We start from the raw sequence: 15,099 nt of genomic DNA, 5'->3' as shown, positions 1-15,099 counted from the left end.
GTCCTTGTCCCGCCTACTGTCCGCCGCCCTCGGGCGGTTGCCAGCCGAAGGACGCCAGAGCCCGTGCCCTGGCTTCCACCACCGCCATCCGGACATCGCGTTCGGCGGGTTCCATGTGGGCCGCCCGGCCCGTCTCCTGGCCCTCCCACTTGCGGTACAGAAGGCCCACCTCCGCCGAGAACCACCCCCGGCTCACGGCGTTGAGCGCCAGCAGCAGGCCGGTGTCCTCGGACGCGGGCAGGGCCATCCAGCCACCGAGGGCGAGCAGCAGGTCGCGCCGGACCAGCAGGGTCGCCGGGTGCACCTGGGAGCGGAAGCCGTTGGCCTTCCAGAAGCCCAGCACCTCCCCGCGCTCGACCGGCCCGTGCGCCGGGTCGCCGGGGAAACCGGCCGTCGAACCGTCCGGCAGGAGGTCCAGGGCCCGCGAGGTCGCCCACCCGATCGACGGGTCGGCCTCCAGGACGGCCAGGTCACGCGCCAGGACGCCCGGGGTCAGCCGGTCGTCGGCGTCCAGGATCTTCACGTACGCGCCGTCCGCGTGGGCCAGGGCCATGGTGCGGGTCACCCCGGGCCCGCCCTGCCGGCCGGGGCGCCCCTGGTGGAAAAGGACCCGTGGATCGTCGGGCACGTACGGGCGGACGTCCTGCGTACGGCCGTCCTCCTGGATCACCCAGCGCCACTCCCAGCCGTCGGGCAGTTCCTGGGTGCGCAGCGAGGCGTAGGCCTCGGGGAGGAAGGGGGCGGAGGGGCCGTGGACGGCCGTGACGATGATGACGCGCCGGTTCACGGCGGCATCCACCACCTTTCCGGACGGGTCGTGAAGAGCGGTCGGTGCGAAGGCCCGTGTGGCGCGAGCGGCCGGCGGGCGCTTCGTACGCCTCGGGCACGGTCGCAGGCTACAACTCGCGCACACACGGCGGCGGCCCGGCTGCTCTGTCGAGCGGCCGGGCCGTTTCTCGCGTGTGGTGCGGTACGCAGATCGCCGTTACGTCATGGTCGGGGGTGGCGCGGTCCGCTCAGCGCTGGAGCGGGATGGAGTGCTGGGTCAGGATCCCGCCGGCGGTGTCGTCGCACGGAACGCCGAGGGCCGTGGCGGCGGCGGTGGTGGCTGCCGCGGAAGCGCCGGCGAGCGGGTGGTTGCGGCAACTGGGCGCCGCGCCGTGTGCCTCGGCGCGGATGCGCTGCTTCATCGTGGGGGGCAGGGACCCGGTTCGGGACCGGGGCTGGGGGGCCGCGGCCTCGGGTGCCGCCTCGGGAGAGGCGCTCTCGGTTTTGCTGTGCGTTCCGGTCTGCGGTACGGCCGCGGCGGCCGTCGTCGTGACGAGTCCGAGCGCCGTGCACAGCGCGAGGAAGGCGGTGACGATGCTGGTCCACAGCGTCAGGACCTTGTTCCGGGCCATGGCCCCTCACTTTCGGGTTGGGCGATTTGCGTACTTTCCTCATGATGTGTATGTGGACCGCGAAGTGGTGGACCCGCGACCGTGGCGCGTCGATGTTCAGATGAACACCACCCGAATAGCCGCAAGGGGGCGGAAAAGGTGCTCAGACGGGAGGGAGGCGGACAAAAGGTCACCGCGTGTGAGGGTGTGATCACCCTCCGATCAGAACGGCTTCGTCCGCTTCTAAAGGGTTCCGGCGACGGGCAGTTGACCACCGACGCAGGTCACCGATCGGTATCGGCCGGTGTGTATAGTCGGGCGCCAGAGGTCCCCTACGTCAAGGAAAGACGAGGTCGCGCGGTGAAGAAGCTTCTCCTGGTCGCACTGGCCGCCATCGGCGGGCTCCTCGTGTACCGCCAGATCCAGGCGGATCGCGCCGAGCAGGATCTGTGGACGGAGGCGACTGACTCCGTGCCCACGGGTTCGTGAGTACGACCGACATCCGGTCCTGAGCAGACCCCGGCCGTCGAACGGTCGGGGTTTTGTGTTGCCCTGAAGGGGCACGGTCCGCTCGGGTGGGCGCCGACAGGGCGACTGAGCCGGTGGACGCGAGGGGTGGCGGGTCATGGGACGGTGGTGTACGGCTCGGGGGCGGGCCGGAACGGGGCGGGCACGGCCGACGGGCCCCGCGCTGCCGACGCGATCCGCGCTGCCGACGGTGTTCGCGCGGACGGCCGCGGTGACCGCCGTACTGGTCACCGTCGTGGCCACGACCGCCGCCCTGCCCGGTGCCACGGCCCTCGCGGCCGGACCGGCCGGACCGCGCACCGGGTACGACTTCGCCGACGGCGCCGTACGGATCACGGGCGCGAGTGCCACCGCGGGCGCGGAGGAGCTGGCGGCCGGCTCCACCTACCGCAGCTCACTGCCGAGGAACGGCACCCTCTACTACCGCCTCGAACTCGACGCCGCCTCCGACGCCTACGTCTCCGTGACCGCCGTACCCGGCACCGACGGAGAGGTCACCGCCGTCGACGGCATCCGGGTCTCCGTGCGGGACGCCGACGGCGGCTCCTGCTCCGTGCACAGCGCGACCTTCGGCGCCGCCCACAGCCCCCGCCCGGTCACCGCCTGGGGCACGCGCGAGATCGACGCCGGCACCGGCCGGCGGTGCCAGGACGCCGGCACCTACTACGTCAGCGTCCAGCGGACCAGGCCCCAGGACTCCCCGCCGGACGACTGGGACCTGGAACTCACCGCCGCCACCGAACCCCTCCCGCGCCAGACCGGTCCCACGAAGGCGCCCGAGACCTGGGACTCCGCCTCGCCCGAACCCCTCGCCGGCGAGCCGGAACGCCGGCCGGGCGGCAGCGGGTTCGCCCACGCCACCCTCGTCGGGCAGGGCGTCTGGCGCGACGACATCCGACCCGGCGAGACCCTCTACTACAGGGTGCCCGTCGACTGGGGACGCCAGGTGTACGCCACCGCCGAACTGGCCGGCTCCGCGGACGCCTCCGGCTACGCCACCGGCGCCCTGCGCCTGGCCCTGCACAACCCCGTGCGCGGCGAGGTCGACGACGCCGCCAAGGGCTACACCGGCCGCCGGACCAGCGTCGCGCTCGCCCCGCTGCCGCCGGTGGCGTACCCCAACCGGTACGCGACCGCCGGACAGGTCGGCGCGCTGCGGTTCGCAGGCGACTACTACGTCGTCGTCCACCTCGCGGACCAGGTGGCCGACGCCTTCGGCGAGGGCCCGTTCGGGCTGACGCTGCGCCTGCGACTCGGCGGAGCGGCACAGAGCGGCCCCGACTACGCGGGAGAGTCCCGGCCGAAGGGCCTCTTCGAGGTTTCCGCACGGGACCGGCTCGCCGCACCCGGCGGGAGCGGCGGCGCCGCCGCGGGCGACGACGCGGCCATGAAAGCGGTCGCCGTCGGCGGGATCGGGACCGGCAGCCTGCTGCTCCTCGGCCTGGCCGTGTGGACCGCGGCCGCCCGGCGCAGGACCTGACCCCGGCTTCCAGGGCGCCGGCCTCAGATACGCGTCAGCGCCCAGAAACCCACGGTGTAGCAGGCCAGCGCGAGCAACAGCAGCGGCAGGGCCACCTTCGCCGGCGGACCGGAACGGCGCCGCCGCCGTGCCCCACGGTGCTGGGCGGGCGGGGCCGGCCGCGGATTCCGGGCGGTGTACGGGGCCGTGGGAACGTCGGCACGCCACGGCGGGGACGGCGGCCGGTACTCCGGGCCGCCCATGAACGCCGGGTGCCGCACGGGCTGTTGCGCCGTACCCCCCGCCGCGTGCGTGACGGGGGTGACCGTCGGCTGCGGAGGCGGCAGGTGGAAACTCCCGGTCTCCGACATGGCACCCGGCCGCTCGGGCCCGGGAGCCACCGTCGGTGTGTGTCCGGTGTCGGAGGCGGTCGGCGGGCCGGTCGGGGGCGGCGGGGTTCCGCCCGGCGCGGACGGGGTCCCGGTCGGAGTCGGCGGTGGGCCGGTCGATGCGGTCCCCGGCTGTGACGCAGGGCCCACCGCACCCGTCGACGACGTGCCGGGGGCACCCGGCGGCGGAGCGGCGGACCAGTCCGGGACGGACGGCGCACCGGCCGGAGGCGACGGCGGTACGCCGGGCGAGGGCGTCGACGCCCAAGGGGATGGCGGAGACACGGTGTGGGGGACCGGACCGGGGTCCGCCGCCCGGCGGGGGTCCGTCGCCACGTCGTCCAGGCCGGACGCCCGCTTCAGCGGACCCTCGGAGCCGAACCCCGTCGGCAGCGGGCCCACTTGGTCGAAGATCTCGATCAGCTCGTCGTCGGGCCCGGGCTCCGGCAGCAGTTCCACCGCCGCGGCCAGCGCCTTGCGCGCCCCCGTCGCGGTACGGAACCGCGCCGACGGATCCGGCTGCACCAGCGTCGCCACCACCTGCCACAGCGGCTCGGGCACCCCCCGCGGCGCGGGCGGCGTACCGTGCTCGGCGAAGTGCTGCACCAGAGCCTTGGCGTCCGGCTTCGCCCCCTCCAGCAGGTACAGGGCGACCAGGCCCACCGCGAACAGGTCCGCCGGGAAGTCCGGCTCCGCCCCCATCATCTGCTCCGGCGCCAGATAACCCGGCGTCCCCACCACCAGGTTGGTCTCCGTCAGCCGGGGCTCACCCAGCCGCATCGCGATCCCGAAGTCGGACAGCCTCAGACGCGGACGGCCCGTCCCCGTCGCCTCCAGGAGCAGGTTGGCCGGCTTGATGTCACGGTGCACCACGCCCTCCCCGTGCACCGCCGCCAGACCCGACAGGAGCTGGTCGAGCAGCGTGCACACGAAGTCCGGCGGCAGGGGGCCGTAGTCCCCGACCAGATGGACCAGCGAACCACCCGTGACCAGGTCCATTGTGAACAGGACCTGGTCGTCGTCGGCGGCCCAGCTCGCGGGCGCGAGCACATGGGGGTGATCGATCCGCAGCGCCTGCTCACGCACGAAGCGCAGCAGCGAGTGCGCGTCCCGCTGCTGGAGCACCTTCGCGGCCACATAACGCCTGCGCCGGTGGTCCCAGGCACGCCAGACGGCACCCACCCCGCCCCGGCCGACCGGATCGACCAGCTCGTACCGGCCCGCGAAGACCTCACCCATGGCTGTGCGCCGCTCCTCCCCTGGAACCCGTCGCGCCACTCCCGCGGGCCCGGCCGCCGACCCCTCGGCGAGCGGGCTCCGGGATCAGTTCTGGTGGGACTGGTAGTGCGCGACCGCGTCCGAGGTACGGCCCGCGCCGTACACCCGCAGGAACTCCGCCAGCTCCGGATGCGAGGAGGAGAGGACGTCCGCCGCGTCGATGATGTCCCCGGCGGCCGCCACCGAGCGCAGCAGCGACTGGATCTCACGGACCACCCGCTTGACCGTGGGCGCACCCGAACTGCTCGTGGTCGTCGTGGTGTTGCTGAGCACCGAGCCCCCCTGCGACTTCTTGATCTCGTCCATGCGCTCCGTCGCCTCTGCCGCGCTCACACTGCCGTCGGCGACCTGCCCCGCCAGGTCCTGCAACAACTGCACCCGCTGCACCACCGCGGGATTGCCGATCTTCGCCCGCTGGCCGCTCATCAGCTGCGACAGCATCGGGGCGGACAGCCCCAGGACCCCCGCGAGACGAGCCTGGTTGAGACCGAGATCGTCGATAAGCCTGCGGAAGAGCGCCCCCAGCGGCTCCCCGTACCAGTTCCGCTGCAGTTCCCGCGCTCTTGCGGTGGCTTCCTGCTGTGCGGCGTCCATTGCGTCTCCCCATCGCTTCCCCAAAAACCGCAGTTCGCTCCAGCGAACCACGCCGAGCATCTTACGGAGCGTGGTCGTTCGCCGGGAGCCCCAATCATTTGTGAGATACGGGGGGCGACCCGGTACTCTTGTCCGCGGTGACCGACGGTCCGCGACACCGGGACCGGCGACACCTCCCGAGGGGCCTTAGCTCAGTTGGTAGAGCGCTGTCTTTGCATGGCAGATGTCAGGGGTTCGACTCCCCTAGGCTCCACCGTGAAGAGCGCCTTCGACCTGCGGAAACGTAGATCGGAGGCGCTCAGTTCGTTTCGGGGCCGCCCTCGGGCGGGGGTACGGCGGTCCCGCCGACCCGCCCCGGGCGGGCGGAGACGTTCCTCACCGTCGCAGCCCCCGCACCACACCCGAGACCGCACGCCGCACCCGGTGATCAACAACGACCCGAGGAAAAAAGGCCAGTTGACCGCGTTGAACAACGTCCCGACGCCCGTGCCGCCACCGGAGCGGACCCACGGACAGACCCCTCTCGTCGCCCGGGCAGGGCTGTCTGCTCTTGATATCGTCACCCCACAGGGCATCAGCGCCACACCCCCGCGGGGCGGTGCCACGTGGCTCATCGCCGTCGGAGCCGTCCGGTCGCTACCGACGAGGTGGAAGGGGTAGACGATGCGGGCGAAGGTACGAGCCGCTCTCGACGCGCTCTATATGAAGCGGCTGGTCAGGGAGCTGGAAGGACGCCCACGCCCCCAGCACATCGGCATCATGCTCGACGGCAACCGTCGGTGGGCCAAGATGTCGGGCATCGACGACCCCCGCGAGGGCTACCGCGCCGGCGCCGCCAAGGTGCTGGATTTCCTGCGCTGGTGCGACTCCGCCAAGATCGAGCACGTCACCCTGTTCATGCTCTCCGACGACAACCTGTCCCGGCCCGAGGAGCAGTTGAACCCGCTCATCGACATCATCGCCGAGGTCGTCGAGCAGTTGGCCGCACCGGGCAACCCCTGGCCCGTCGAAGCCGTCGGCGCCCTGGACCTGCTGCCCGCCGAATCCGCCAGCCGCCTCAAGACCGCCACCGCGGCCACCCAGGGCCGCAAGGGCGGCACCAAGGTCGACGTGGCCGTCGGCTACGGGGGCAGGCGCGAGATCGTCGACGCCGTGCGCTCGGCCCTGACCGAGCACAGCTCCCAGGGCGGTGACATCGACGAGTTCATCGAGACCTTCACCATGGAGCACATCTCCAAGCACCTGTACTCCAAGACACGGTCCGAGTCCGACCTCATCATCCGCACCTCCGGCGAGCAGCGGCTCTCCGGATTCCTGCTCTGGCAGTCCGCCTACGCAGAGGTCCACTTCTGCGAGACCTACTGGCCGGACTTCCGCGAGATCGACTTCCTGCGCGCCCTGCGCTCCTACTCCCTGCGGGAGCGCCGCTACGGCCGCTGAACGTGATCGGTGTGGTGAGCGTGGTTTCACGTGAAACATCGCCGCGGGGCGGGAGACTCACGGTCTCCCGCCCCGCGGCGATGATGAGGAAACGTACGGCGCGCGAGGATCAGCGGGGCTCGTCGCCCTCAGCCGCCTCCTCCTGGGCCTGCTTGGCCTGCACCTCGGGATCGAGGATCGCCTCGCCGGTACCGTCCACCGACGTCAGCCGGCCCGACTCGGGAACCTCCGTCGCCTCCGGCGGCTCCACCAGCCAGTCCGGGTTGGCCTGCTTGTCCCACCACTTCCACGCGGCGAAGGCACCGCCCGCGACGACGCCCACCACCGCGAGAACCTTGGCGACACGACCGGCCCTGGCCCGGCGCTGGTGCTTGCGCGTCAGCCTGTGAATCTCCTTCGCCGTCACCTGCCCACGCAGCGCGGCCAGTGCGGCGACACCCCGCGCCGCGGCCTCGTCCCGCACGGGACCGGCCGCGGCCACCGCCTGCTCGATCCTCGGCCGTGAGTAGTCGGCCGCCTGCCGAGCGGCCAGCCGGGCACGGACCGCGGCCTCCTGAGCGGCCGCGTCCATCTTCGGCGGCACATGCGTACGGGCCTGTTCCAGCCGCGGCGCGACATGCGCGCCGTACTGGTGCCGCGCCTGGCACGTGGCCTGCGACACCTTGGGCGCCAGCCGTACGCGCGCCTCCTGTGCATAGTGAGCGGCCCTGTCCTTGGCCGTGTCGGCGTAGGGCGCCACCACTTCCGCGGCGTGCAGCACGCTGTCCTTCGCCGAACCGGTCGCGGCGCGCACGCTGTCGATGCGGGTCACGGGTTCCTCCTCCTCGGTGGCGTACGGTAATTCGACTTTCCACCCTTTTACGGATCATGCCTGGGGACGCACCGCCAGGCATGTGAGGGCGGGCATCCGGGTCACGGACGATGCCGCCGGGACCTGAGGGGTGAGCGGTGATGAAGTTGCGAACAAGAGCTGATCAACGTCAATAACCGGTGAATACCGGGCAACACGAGCCTGCCCACGACCATGCCACGGATCGACGCCCCACGCTCGTGACCCAGCGGTAGGAGCGCCGAACGCGGCCCCGGCCGTGCGAGGATCGGTGCGCACCACAGGACGACGGAAGGCACACCGTGGCCGAACAGCTCTACGCCACCCTGAAGACCAGCCAAGGTGACATCGAGGTCCGGCTACTGCCGAACCACGCACCCAGGACGGTCAGGAACTTCGTCGAGCTGGCCCGCGGCGAGCGGGAGTGGACCCACCCCGCCACCGGAGAGAAGTCCAAGGCCCGGCTCTACGACGGCACCGTCTTCCACCGGGTCCTCAGCGGCTTCATGATCCAGGGCGGTGACCCGCTGGGCAACGGCACCGGCGACCCCGGCTACCAGTTCCCGGACGAGTTCCACCCCGACCTCGCCTTCGACCGGCCCTACCTGATGGCCATGGCCAACGCGGGGCCCGGCACCAACGGCTCGCAGTTCTTCATCACCGTCTCCCCGACCACCTGGCTCAACCGCAAGCACACGATCTTCGGGGAAGTGACCGACGCCGCCAGCCAGAAGGTCGTCGACGCCATCGCCGCCGCCCGGACCAACCCCCGCACCGAGCGACCCCTCAACGACGTCGTCATCGAGTCGGTCCTCGTCGAGACCCGCGACGCCTAGCCCCCCGCACACCGGGCAGGAACCAAACGCCCCGCTCATCCGTAGAGAAGGGCGGGACGGTGCATCTGCACACACCGCCCGCAGGACGACCGAGGGGATGTCATGGACCACGCGGCCGCCGGCCCACCGGAAGCCCAGAGTCTGCCCGGCTGCTATCGCCACCCCGACCGCGAGACCGGCATCCGCTGCACCCGCTGCGAACGCCCCATCTGCACGGACTGCATGGTCAACGCCTCCGTCGGCTTCCACTGCCCCGACTGCGCCGCCGGCCGCACACCGGGGGCCACCGGGCCGGCACCCGCCGCCTCCCGCCCCCGTACCCTCGCGGGCGGCACGATCGCGGCTGATCCCCACCTCGTCACCAAGATCCTGATCGGGATCAATGTCGCGGTGTTCATCGCCGTCCGGGCGCTGCCCGACTCCTTCCTCGCCGACATGGTGCTCATCGGGCGCTGGCCCCCGGCCCCCTTCGTCCCGACCGAGGGCGTCGCGGAGGGCGAGTGGTACCGCCTGGTGACCACGATGTTCACCCACCAGGAGATCTGGCACATCGGCTTCAACATGGTCAGCCTCTGGTTCCTCGGCGCCCCCGTGGAAGCAGCTCTCGGCCGAGCCCGCTACCTGGCGCTCTATCTTGTCTCCGGCCTGGCCGGCAGCGTCTTCGCCTACCTGCTGACCTCACCCACCACGCCCGTCCTCGGTGCCTCCGGTGCGATCTTCGGCCTCTTCGGCGCCACCGCCGCACTGGTACGCCGGCTCAAGGCCGACATGCGGCCGGTCGTCATCCTGCTGGTGATCAGCCTGATCTTCACCTTCACCCGGAGCAACATCTCCTGGCAGGCCCACGTCGGCGGCCTGGTCGCGGGGGCCGTGATCGGCTACGCCATGCTCCACGCCCCGCGCGAGCGGCGGACGCTCGTGCAGTACGGCACATGCGCGCTGGTCCTTGTGGCCGTCGTCGGACTGACCCTGTTGAGGACGGTCCAGCTCACCTGAGCGCGCTGTTGTCCACAGAAGGTGGCGGATCTTGTGCACAGCGTGCGGGAACACATGTGCCCCCTGTCGCTGACCAGTGTTTTCGCAGGTCAGGCAGGGGGCGAACATGTTTTCGGAGTCTGGGGTCAGTCGATACTTCCGTCACACCGGCGTCAATGTCCGGCGGGTTATCCACAGATCGTCTTTCTTTTCCCCAGCGTGTGGACAGAGTCTGTGGATAACTCGGTGAATACCCCTGGGCAGAGCCTTCGGGGACTACCGCCGGGCTACTTCCACTGCGTCGAGACGCCGAACCCCGCGGCGATGAAGCCGAAGCCGACCACGATGTTCCAGTTGCCCAGCGAGTCGATGGGCAGTGAACCGTCGGTGACGTAGAAGAGGACGATCCAGGCCAGGCCGATGATGAACATGGCCAGCATGACCGGCGCGACCCAGCTGCGGTTGGTCAGCTTGATACTGGCCGCCTGCTTCGAGGGCGGCGGCGTGTAATCGGCCTTCTTGCGGATACGTGACTTCGGCACGAGGGTCTCTCCTGTCGATGCGCTGCGTGGCCGCGCAGGGAACGGGGGTCGGTCTCGGTGGGCGGCGTACATGGGGACACGGGGACTCTGAGCGCTCCCCCGGGCGTCCGTTAGCGTAGTCCTTCCGTGGCGCCGAAGGAGATAAGGGTACGTTGAGCAATTCTGCCGACTCCCCCGGAACGGGATCCAGTCCTGTCCGCCGGCGCCGTTTCCGGCCCGTGCGGATCCTCACGGCGGCCGTCTTCGCGCTCGCGGGACTTATTTTCTTCACCAGCTTCAATACCGCGAAGGGCACCAATATCCGTACGGACGCCTCTTTGCTCAAGTTGTCCGATCTCATCCATGAGCGCAGCCGGGAGAACGGCGATCTGGAGGAGTCCAACAGGGCCCTGCGCGAGGACGTCGAGTCGCTCGCCGAGCGCGACGACGGCCGGACGCAGTCGGAGGACGACGAGCTCGCGGCGCTGGAGGAGAAGGCGGGTACGCAGAAGCTGAAGGGCGAGGCGATCACCGTCACGCTCGACGACGCCCCGCCGGACGCCACCGCGAAGCTCCCCGGTTACCCGGAGCCGCAGCCGGACTACCTGGTGATCCACCAGCAGGACCTCCAGGCGGTGGTGAACGCGCTGTGGCAGGGCGGCGCCGAGGGCATCAAGGTGATGGACCAGCGGCTGATCTCCACCAGTGCGGTGCGCTGCGTGGGCAACACCCTGATCCTCCAGGGCCGCGTCTACTCGCCGCCGTACAAGATCCAGGCGGTCGGTGATCCGGAGCGGCTGAAGAACGCGCTGGCGAAGTCGCCGGCGATCCAGAACTACATGGTGTACGTCAACGTGTACGGGCTCGGCTGGAAGGTCGAGGACGACGGGCGGGTGACGCTGCCGGGCTACTCGGGCACCGCGGACCTGCAGTATGCCCAGCCTGTGGATTAGGGCCGTTCCGAGGACCCCCGCGCCGCTAGTCTGGTGCGGTGCGGCGTGAGTCTGGCGTCGTGGTGCGACGGAAGGGACGGCATGTACGGCTGGATCTGGCGGCATCTGCCGGGGAACGCGTGGGTGAGGGCGCTGCTCTCGCTCATGCTGGCGATGATCGTGGTCTACGTCCTGTTCCAGTACGTCTTCCCGTGGGCCGAACCGCTGCTGCCCTTCAACGATGTGACGGTGGACAACCAGTGAGCGCGCGCATCCTCGTCGTCGACAACTACGACAGCTTCGTCTTCAACCTGGTCCAGTACCTCTACCAACTCGGCGCCGAGTGCGAGGTGCTGCGCAATGACGAGGTGTCGACGGCACACGCCCAGGACGGTTTCGACGGCGTCCTGCTCTCGCCCGGCCCGGGTACGCCGGAGCAGGCGGGGGTCTGCGTCGAGATGGTGCGGCACTGCGCGGCGACCGGGGTGCCGGTCTTCGGCGTGTGCCTGGGCATGCAGTCGATGCAGGTGGCGTACGGCGGCGTGGTGGACCGTGCGCCGGAGCTGCTGCACGGCAAGACCTCGCCGGTGGAGCACACCGGCCGGGGCGTCTTCGCGGGGCTGCCCTCGCCGTTCACGGCGACGCGGTACCACTCGCTGGCGGCGGAGCCGGACACGGTGCCCGCGGAGCTGGAGGTGACGGCCCGTACGCCGGACGGGATCGTGATGGGCCTGCGTCATCGGGAACTGCTGGTCGAGGGCGTGCAGTTCCATCCGGAGTCGGTGCTGACCGAGCACGGGCACCGGATGCTGGCCAACTGGCTGGCGGAGTGCGGCGACCGGGACGCGGTGGCGAGGTCGGCGGGGCTCGCCCCGGTGGTGGGCAGGGCCACGGCGTGACCGCGCTGCGCCCCGAGCGCGACTCCGGCACGGCCGGTGACCAGGGATCCTCGTACGGGCAGCCGTACGGGGATTCCGGTGCGTTCGGGGACGGTTGGTACGAGGAGTTCGCCTCCGGGGCGGCCGGGGCGGCCGGGGAGGCCGGGGAGGCCGGTGACGGCGGTGAGCGGTACCGGGTGCCGCTCGGCGACGACGAGACGGTGGCGCTGCGGATCCCGGAGCCGCCGGAGCGGCGGACGGGCACCGGGGCGGGATCCGCCGGAGACGGCCCGGTGGGCGGCGGCCGTGCGGCCCGCAGGAAGGCCGCGAAACGGCGTCACGGGCGCCGTGGGGCGCCCCGGGGCCAGTCGGCGGAGGTGGAGGCGGAGGAGGAGCCGAAGGCGCCTCTGTCGCGCGTGGAGGCCCGTCGGCAGGCGCGGGCGCGCAAGCCCGGTGCCGCGGTGATCGCGAGCCGGGCGATAGGTGAGATCTTCATCACGACCGGTGTGCTGATGCTGCTGTTCGTCACCTACCAGCTGTGGTGGACGAACGTGCGGGCCCACGCGCAGGCGAACCAGGCCGCGAGCAACCTCCAGGACGACTGGGCGAACGGCAAGCGCAACCCGGGGACGTTCGAACCGGGGCAGGGTTTCGCGCTGCTGCACATTCCCAAGCTGGACGTGGTGGTGCCGATCGCGGAGGGCATCGACAGCAAGAAGGTGCTGGACCGGGGCATGGTCGGGCACTACGCGGAGGGCGGGCTGAAGACGGCGATGCCGGACGCGAAGACCGGCAACTTCGGGCTCGCGGGGCACCGCAACACGCACGGTGAGCCGTTCCGCTACATCAACAAGCTGGACCCGGGCGACCCGATCGTGGTGGAGACGCAGGACAAGTACTTCGTGTACAAGATGGCGTCGATCCTGCCGGTGACGTCGCCGAGCAACGTCAGCGTGCTGGACCCGGTCCCGAAGCAGTCGGGCTTCAAGGGGCCCGGCCGCTACATCACGCTCACCACGTGCACGCCGGAGTTCACCAGCAAGTACCGCATGATCGTCTGGGGCAAGATGGTCGAGGAACGGCCGCGCAGCAAGGGCAAGCCGGATGCGCTCGTCAGTTAAGGGCGGATGACCAGTGGCATCGACCACCGACACGGAGCAGCAGGAGCACGCCGGGGCCCGCGGTCGCGGGCGGCGTCGTCCCGGACGGATCGTCGCGCAGGCGGTCAGCGTCTTCGGCGAACTGCTCATCACCGCGGGCCTGGTGATGGGCCTGTTCGTCGTCTACTCGCTGTGGTGGACGAACGTGGTCGCCGACCGGGCGGCGGACAAGCAGGCGGAGAAGGTCCGGGACAACTGGGCCCAGGACCGGGTGGGAGACGGCCCGAGCGGTCCGGGGGCGCTGGACACCAAGGCGGGCATCGGCTTCCTGCACGTCCCGGCGATGGGCGAGGGCGACGTCCTGGTGGAGAAGGGCACGTCGATGAAGGTCCTCAACGACGGCGTGGCCGGCTACTACACCGACCCGGTCAAGGCGACGCTGCCCACCTCGGACAAGAAGGGCAACTTCTCGCTCGCCGCGCACCGGGACGGGCACGGGGCGAAGTTCCACAACATCGACAAGATCGAGAAGGGTGACCCGATCGTCTTCGAGACGAAGGACACCTGGTACGTGTACAAGACGTACGCCGTCCTGCCCGAGACCTCGAAGTTCAACGTCGACGTCCTCGACGGCGTCCCCAAGGAGTCCGGCAAGAAGAAGGCCGGCCACTACATCACCCTGACGACCTGCACGCCGGTCTACACGAGCCGGTACCGGTACGTGGTCTGGGGCGAGCTGGTCCGCACGGAGAAGGTGGACGGCGACCGGACGCCGCCGGCGGAGCTGCGGTGACCGACCTCCTTGCGGGAGGTCGGTGCCCTAGCATGGCGGAGGCCCGAAGCCGCAACTTCCTTTTGCGGCTTCGGGCCTCTTGCCGTGGTGCCTAGCGGAGAGCCTTGAGGCGTACCCCGGCGCTCCAGGCCTCCAGCTCGTCGCGGTTCACGGTGATGACGCCGCTGAGCTTGGCGATCGCCTCCGACTCGTGACTGAAGTTGCAGGTGGCGACGAACAGGGCGATGTCCACGTGGTCGATGGCACGCGCCGCCCCGGCGAACTTCTGCATGTCCGCACTGGGTACGGTCCAACGGCCGGCCCGGTTCTTGCACTGGACGGCCACGGTGCGTCCGTCGGCGGTGCGGCAGGTGATGTCGATACCCCGGTCGGTGCGGGCCTTCCGGACCACGACGTCGACGCATCCGTCGCGCCGCAGCAGTTCGGCGACGTGATGCTCGAAGGCCTGCCATGTCATGGCCTTGATCGTCGCCCTGACGTCGTCGTCGGGGGTGTCGCCCTCCAGGGTGCCGAGGCGTTTGTGGTGCCAGCAGAGTTTGCGCTCGACGTTTTCGATGTCCTGACGGAGTTCGATCAGCTCATGGCGGTGTTCGCCGGAGGTGGCGATCAGGGCGTTGAACATCGGTACGACGGTCCGGCCGAGAATGTGGGTGATGCGCTGGTCGATGCGGGCATCGAGGGTGGAGGCGTCTGTCGGCGCCGGGTTTTCCACAGGATGCGTGCGGGCCAGGTACTCCATGTCCAACAGGTATGTGCGTACCTGGCGGGCGATGTCGCTGTCGCGCAGGAGCATGGCGATGTTGAGCACGGCTCGCCTGGAGTAGACGGTTAGGCTTCGGCGGGCCTGTGGATAACTCGCCAGCGAGCGTGACATGTTGTCACTCTCGAATTGCCGCAGGTCAGCGCCTCGGAGCACCGTCATCCCGTTGGCTTGGAGTTCCTCACGGTGGCGTTTGGTCAGCTGCCGGACGGCCTCAGCGGTGACCTGGAAGTACGTCGCCACCATAGCCGTCGTCACGTGCATGGCGTCCGGCAGCAGCGACAGCACCTTCACGCGGTCGAGCACGTCCGTGCGGTCGAGGACGCTGCTGCGCAAGGCAGGTGATTCCAGTAGGGCCGTATCACTGATCATGGTCGCTGCTCCCAAGGACGGGTCGTGTGGTCACCC

At 70.4% G+C, this 15,099-nt stretch carries 17 protein-coding genes and 1 tRNA gene; 11 read left to right on the top strand and 7 right to left on the bottom strand.

All coding sequences use genetic code 11. The features are described 5' to 3' along the window. Positions 1–13: 13 nt before the first annotated feature. Both OHA99_RS18635 and OHA99_RS18630 read right to left on the bottom strand, forming a co-directional pair. On the bottom strand, positions 14–787 hold the full coding sequence (locus OHA99_RS18635) for a glycosyltransferase family 2 protein (RefSeq protein ID WP_381499004.1): 774 nt from the start codon (positions 785–787) through the stop codon (positions 14–16). 229 nt (positions 788–1,016) lie between these two features. After that, on the bottom strand, positions 1,017–1,400 hold the full coding sequence (locus OHA99_RS18630) for a DUF6344 domain-containing protein (RefSeq protein ID WP_381499001.1): 384 nt from the start codon (positions 1,398–1,400) through the stop codon (positions 1,017–1,019). A 339-nt stretch (positions 1,401–1,739) separates the two neighbouring features. Between OHA99_RS18630 and OHA99_RS18625 the strand changes: the two genes are divergently transcribed. Both OHA99_RS18625 and OHA99_RS18620 read left to right on the top strand, forming a co-directional pair. Next, positions 1,740–1,868 (top strand): DLW-39 family protein, encoded by a 129-nt coding sequence (locus tag OHA99_RS18625; RefSeq protein WP_003999697.1) that lies wholly within the window; start codon positions 1,740–1,742, stop codon positions 1,866–1,868. Between the two features lie 136 nt (positions 1,869–2,004). Beyond that, positions 2,005–3,387 (top strand): hypothetical protein, encoded by a 1,383-nt coding sequence (locus OHA99_RS18620; RefSeq protein ID WP_405696815.1) that lies wholly within the window; start codon positions 2,005–2,007, stop codon positions 3,385–3,387. A gap of 23 nt (positions 3,388–3,410) precedes the next feature. Here the strand turns inward: OHA99_RS18620 and OHA99_RS18615 are convergent, their stop codons facing one another. Together OHA99_RS18615 and OHA99_RS18610 are read right to left on the bottom strand one after the other, a co-directional pair. Further along, the gene (locus OHA99_RS18615) at positions 3,411–4,994 is read right to left on the bottom strand and encodes a serine/threonine-protein kinase (RefSeq protein WP_405696813.1); all 1,584 of its coding nucleotides are present in this window, start codon (positions 4,992–4,994) and stop codon (positions 3,411–3,413) included. 84 nt (positions 4,995–5,078) lie between these two features. Beyond that, positions 5,079–5,627, bottom strand: coding sequence for a hypothetical protein (locus tag OHA99_RS18610; protein WP_007453419.1), 549 nt, complete (start codon positions 5,625–5,627; stop codon positions 5,079–5,081). Between the two features lie 180 nt (positions 5,628–5,807). Between OHA99_RS18610 and OHA99_RS18605 the strand changes: the two genes are divergently transcribed. Together OHA99_RS18605 and OHA99_RS18600 are read left to right on the top strand one after the other, a co-directional pair. After that, positions 5,808–5,880: transfer RNA gene (locus OHA99_RS18605), tRNA-Ala, on the top strand. A gap of 410 nt (positions 5,881–6,290) precedes the next feature. Then, entirely contained in the window at positions 6,291–7,067 is a 777-nt protein-coding gene (locus tag OHA99_RS18600; protein WP_007453386.1) for an isoprenyl transferase, read from the top strand. A gap of 109 nt (positions 7,068–7,176) precedes the next feature. Here the strand turns inward: OHA99_RS18600 and OHA99_RS18595 are convergent, their stop codons facing one another. Then, positions 7,177–7,878, bottom strand: a complete 702-nt coding sequence (locus tag OHA99_RS18595; protein ID WP_007453417.1) for a DUF5324 family protein — start codon at positions 7,876–7,878, stop codon at positions 7,177–7,179. Between the two features lie 320 nt (positions 7,879–8,198). On the opposite strand from OHA99_RS18595, the gene OHA99_RS18590 reads away from it, so the two are divergent. Together OHA99_RS18590 and OHA99_RS18585 are read left to right on the top strand one after the other, a co-directional pair. Then, positions 8,199–8,732, top strand: a complete 534-nt coding sequence (locus OHA99_RS18590; RefSeq protein ID WP_007453384.1) for a peptidylprolyl isomerase — start codon at positions 8,199–8,201, stop codon at positions 8,730–8,732. Positions 8,733–8,834: 102 nt separating this feature from the next. After that, positions 8,835–9,728 (top strand): rhomboid family intramembrane serine protease, encoded by an 894-nt coding sequence (locus tag OHA99_RS18585; RefSeq protein ID WP_153178899.1) that lies wholly within the window; start codon positions 8,835–8,837, stop codon positions 9,726–9,728. A gap of 266 nt (positions 9,729–9,994) precedes the next feature. On the opposite strand, the gene crgA is transcribed toward OHA99_RS18585, so the two are convergent. After that, positions 9,995–10,249 carry a cell division protein CrgA gene (gene crgA / locus OHA99_RS18580; RefSeq protein WP_007453415.1) on the bottom strand — a complete coding sequence of 85 codons (255 nt, stop codon included), beginning with the start codon at positions 10,247–10,249 and terminating at the stop codon, positions 9,995–9,997. Positions 10,250–10,401: 152 nt separating this feature from the next. Between crgA and OHA99_RS18575 the strand changes: the two genes are divergently transcribed. From OHA99_RS18575 to OHA99_RS18555, 5 genes are read left to right on the top strand one after another with little or no spacing between them, the layout of a single operon-like run. Next, positions 10,402–11,181, top strand: a complete 780-nt coding sequence (locus tag OHA99_RS18575; RefSeq protein WP_164384003.1) for a DUF881 domain-containing protein — start codon at positions 10,402–10,404, stop codon at positions 11,179–11,181. A 45-nt stretch (positions 11,182–11,226) separates the two neighbouring features. Next, positions 11,227–11,424: a hypothetical protein gene (locus tag OHA99_RS18570; RefSeq protein WP_164380552.1), complete on the top strand. Its 198-nt coding sequence runs from the start codon at positions 11,227–11,229 to the stop codon at positions 11,422–11,424. Further along, positions 11,421–12,059, top strand: a complete 639-nt coding sequence (locus OHA99_RS18565; RefSeq protein ID WP_087790246.1) for an aminodeoxychorismate/anthranilate synthase component II — start codon at positions 11,421–11,423, stop codon at positions 12,057–12,059. The genes OHA99_RS18570 and OHA99_RS18565 overlap by 4 nt, the downstream gene beginning before the upstream one ends. Continuing rightward, on the top strand, positions 12,056–13,159 hold the full coding sequence (locus OHA99_RS18560; RefSeq protein ID WP_153178897.1) for a class E sortase: 1,104 nt from the start codon (positions 12,056–12,058) through the stop codon (positions 13,157–13,159). The genes OHA99_RS18565 and OHA99_RS18560 overlap by 4 nt, the downstream gene beginning before the upstream one ends. A 13-nt stretch (positions 13,160–13,172) precedes the next feature. Further along, positions 13,173–13,931, top strand: coding sequence for a class E sortase (locus tag OHA99_RS18555; RefSeq protein WP_153178896.1), 759 nt, complete (start codon positions 13,173–13,175; stop codon positions 13,929–13,931). A 91-nt stretch (positions 13,932–14,022) separates the two neighbouring features. Here OHA99_RS18555 and OHA99_RS18550 read toward each other — a convergent pair whose 3' ends face one another. After that, entirely contained in the window at positions 14,023–15,063 is a 1,041-nt protein-coding gene (locus OHA99_RS18550; protein WP_153178895.1) for a restriction endonuclease, read from the bottom strand. Positions 15,064–15,099: the final 36 nt, after the last annotated feature.

Source organism: Streptomyces coelicoflavus (genome assembly GCF_045041415.1).
Classification (GTDB): domain Bacteria; phylum Actinomycetota; class Actinomycetes; order Streptomycetales; family Streptomycetaceae; genus Streptomyces; species Streptomyces coelicoflavus.
Note: the sequence above shows the minus strand (reverse complement) of the source record. Positions and strands in the feature narration are given on the sequence as shown.

Excerpts from the sequence above, each read along its gene's own strand:
- OHA99_RS18630 (WP_381499001.1), bottom strand. The coding sequence starts at position 1,400 with ATGGCCCGGAACAAGGTCCTGACGCTGTGGACCAGCATCGTCACCGCC.
- OHA99_RS18610 (WP_007453419.1), bottom strand. The coding sequence starts at position 5,627 with ATGGACGCCGCACAGCAGGAAGCCACCGCAAGAGCGCGGGAACTGCAG.
- OHA99_RS18600 (WP_007453386.1), top strand. The coding sequence starts at position 6,291 with ATGCGGGCGAAGGTACGAGCCGCTCTCGACGCGCTCTATATGAAGCGG.
- OHA99_RS18620 (WP_405696815.1), top strand. The coding sequence starts at position 2,005 with ATGGGACGGTGGTGTACGGCTCGGGGGCGGGCCGGAACGGGGCGGGCA.
- OHA99_RS18615 (WP_405696813.1), bottom strand. The coding sequence starts at position 4,994 with ATGGGTGAGGTCTTCGCGGGCCGGTACGAGCTGGTCGATCCGGTCGGC.
- OHA99_RS18585 (WP_153178899.1), top strand. The coding sequence starts at position 8,835 with ATGGACCACGCGGCCGCCGGCCCACCGGAAGCCCAGAGTCTGCCCGGC.
- OHA99_RS18550 (WP_153178895.1), bottom strand. The coding sequence starts at position 15,063 with ATGATCAGTGATACGGCCCTACTGGAATCACCTGCCTTGCGCAGCAGC.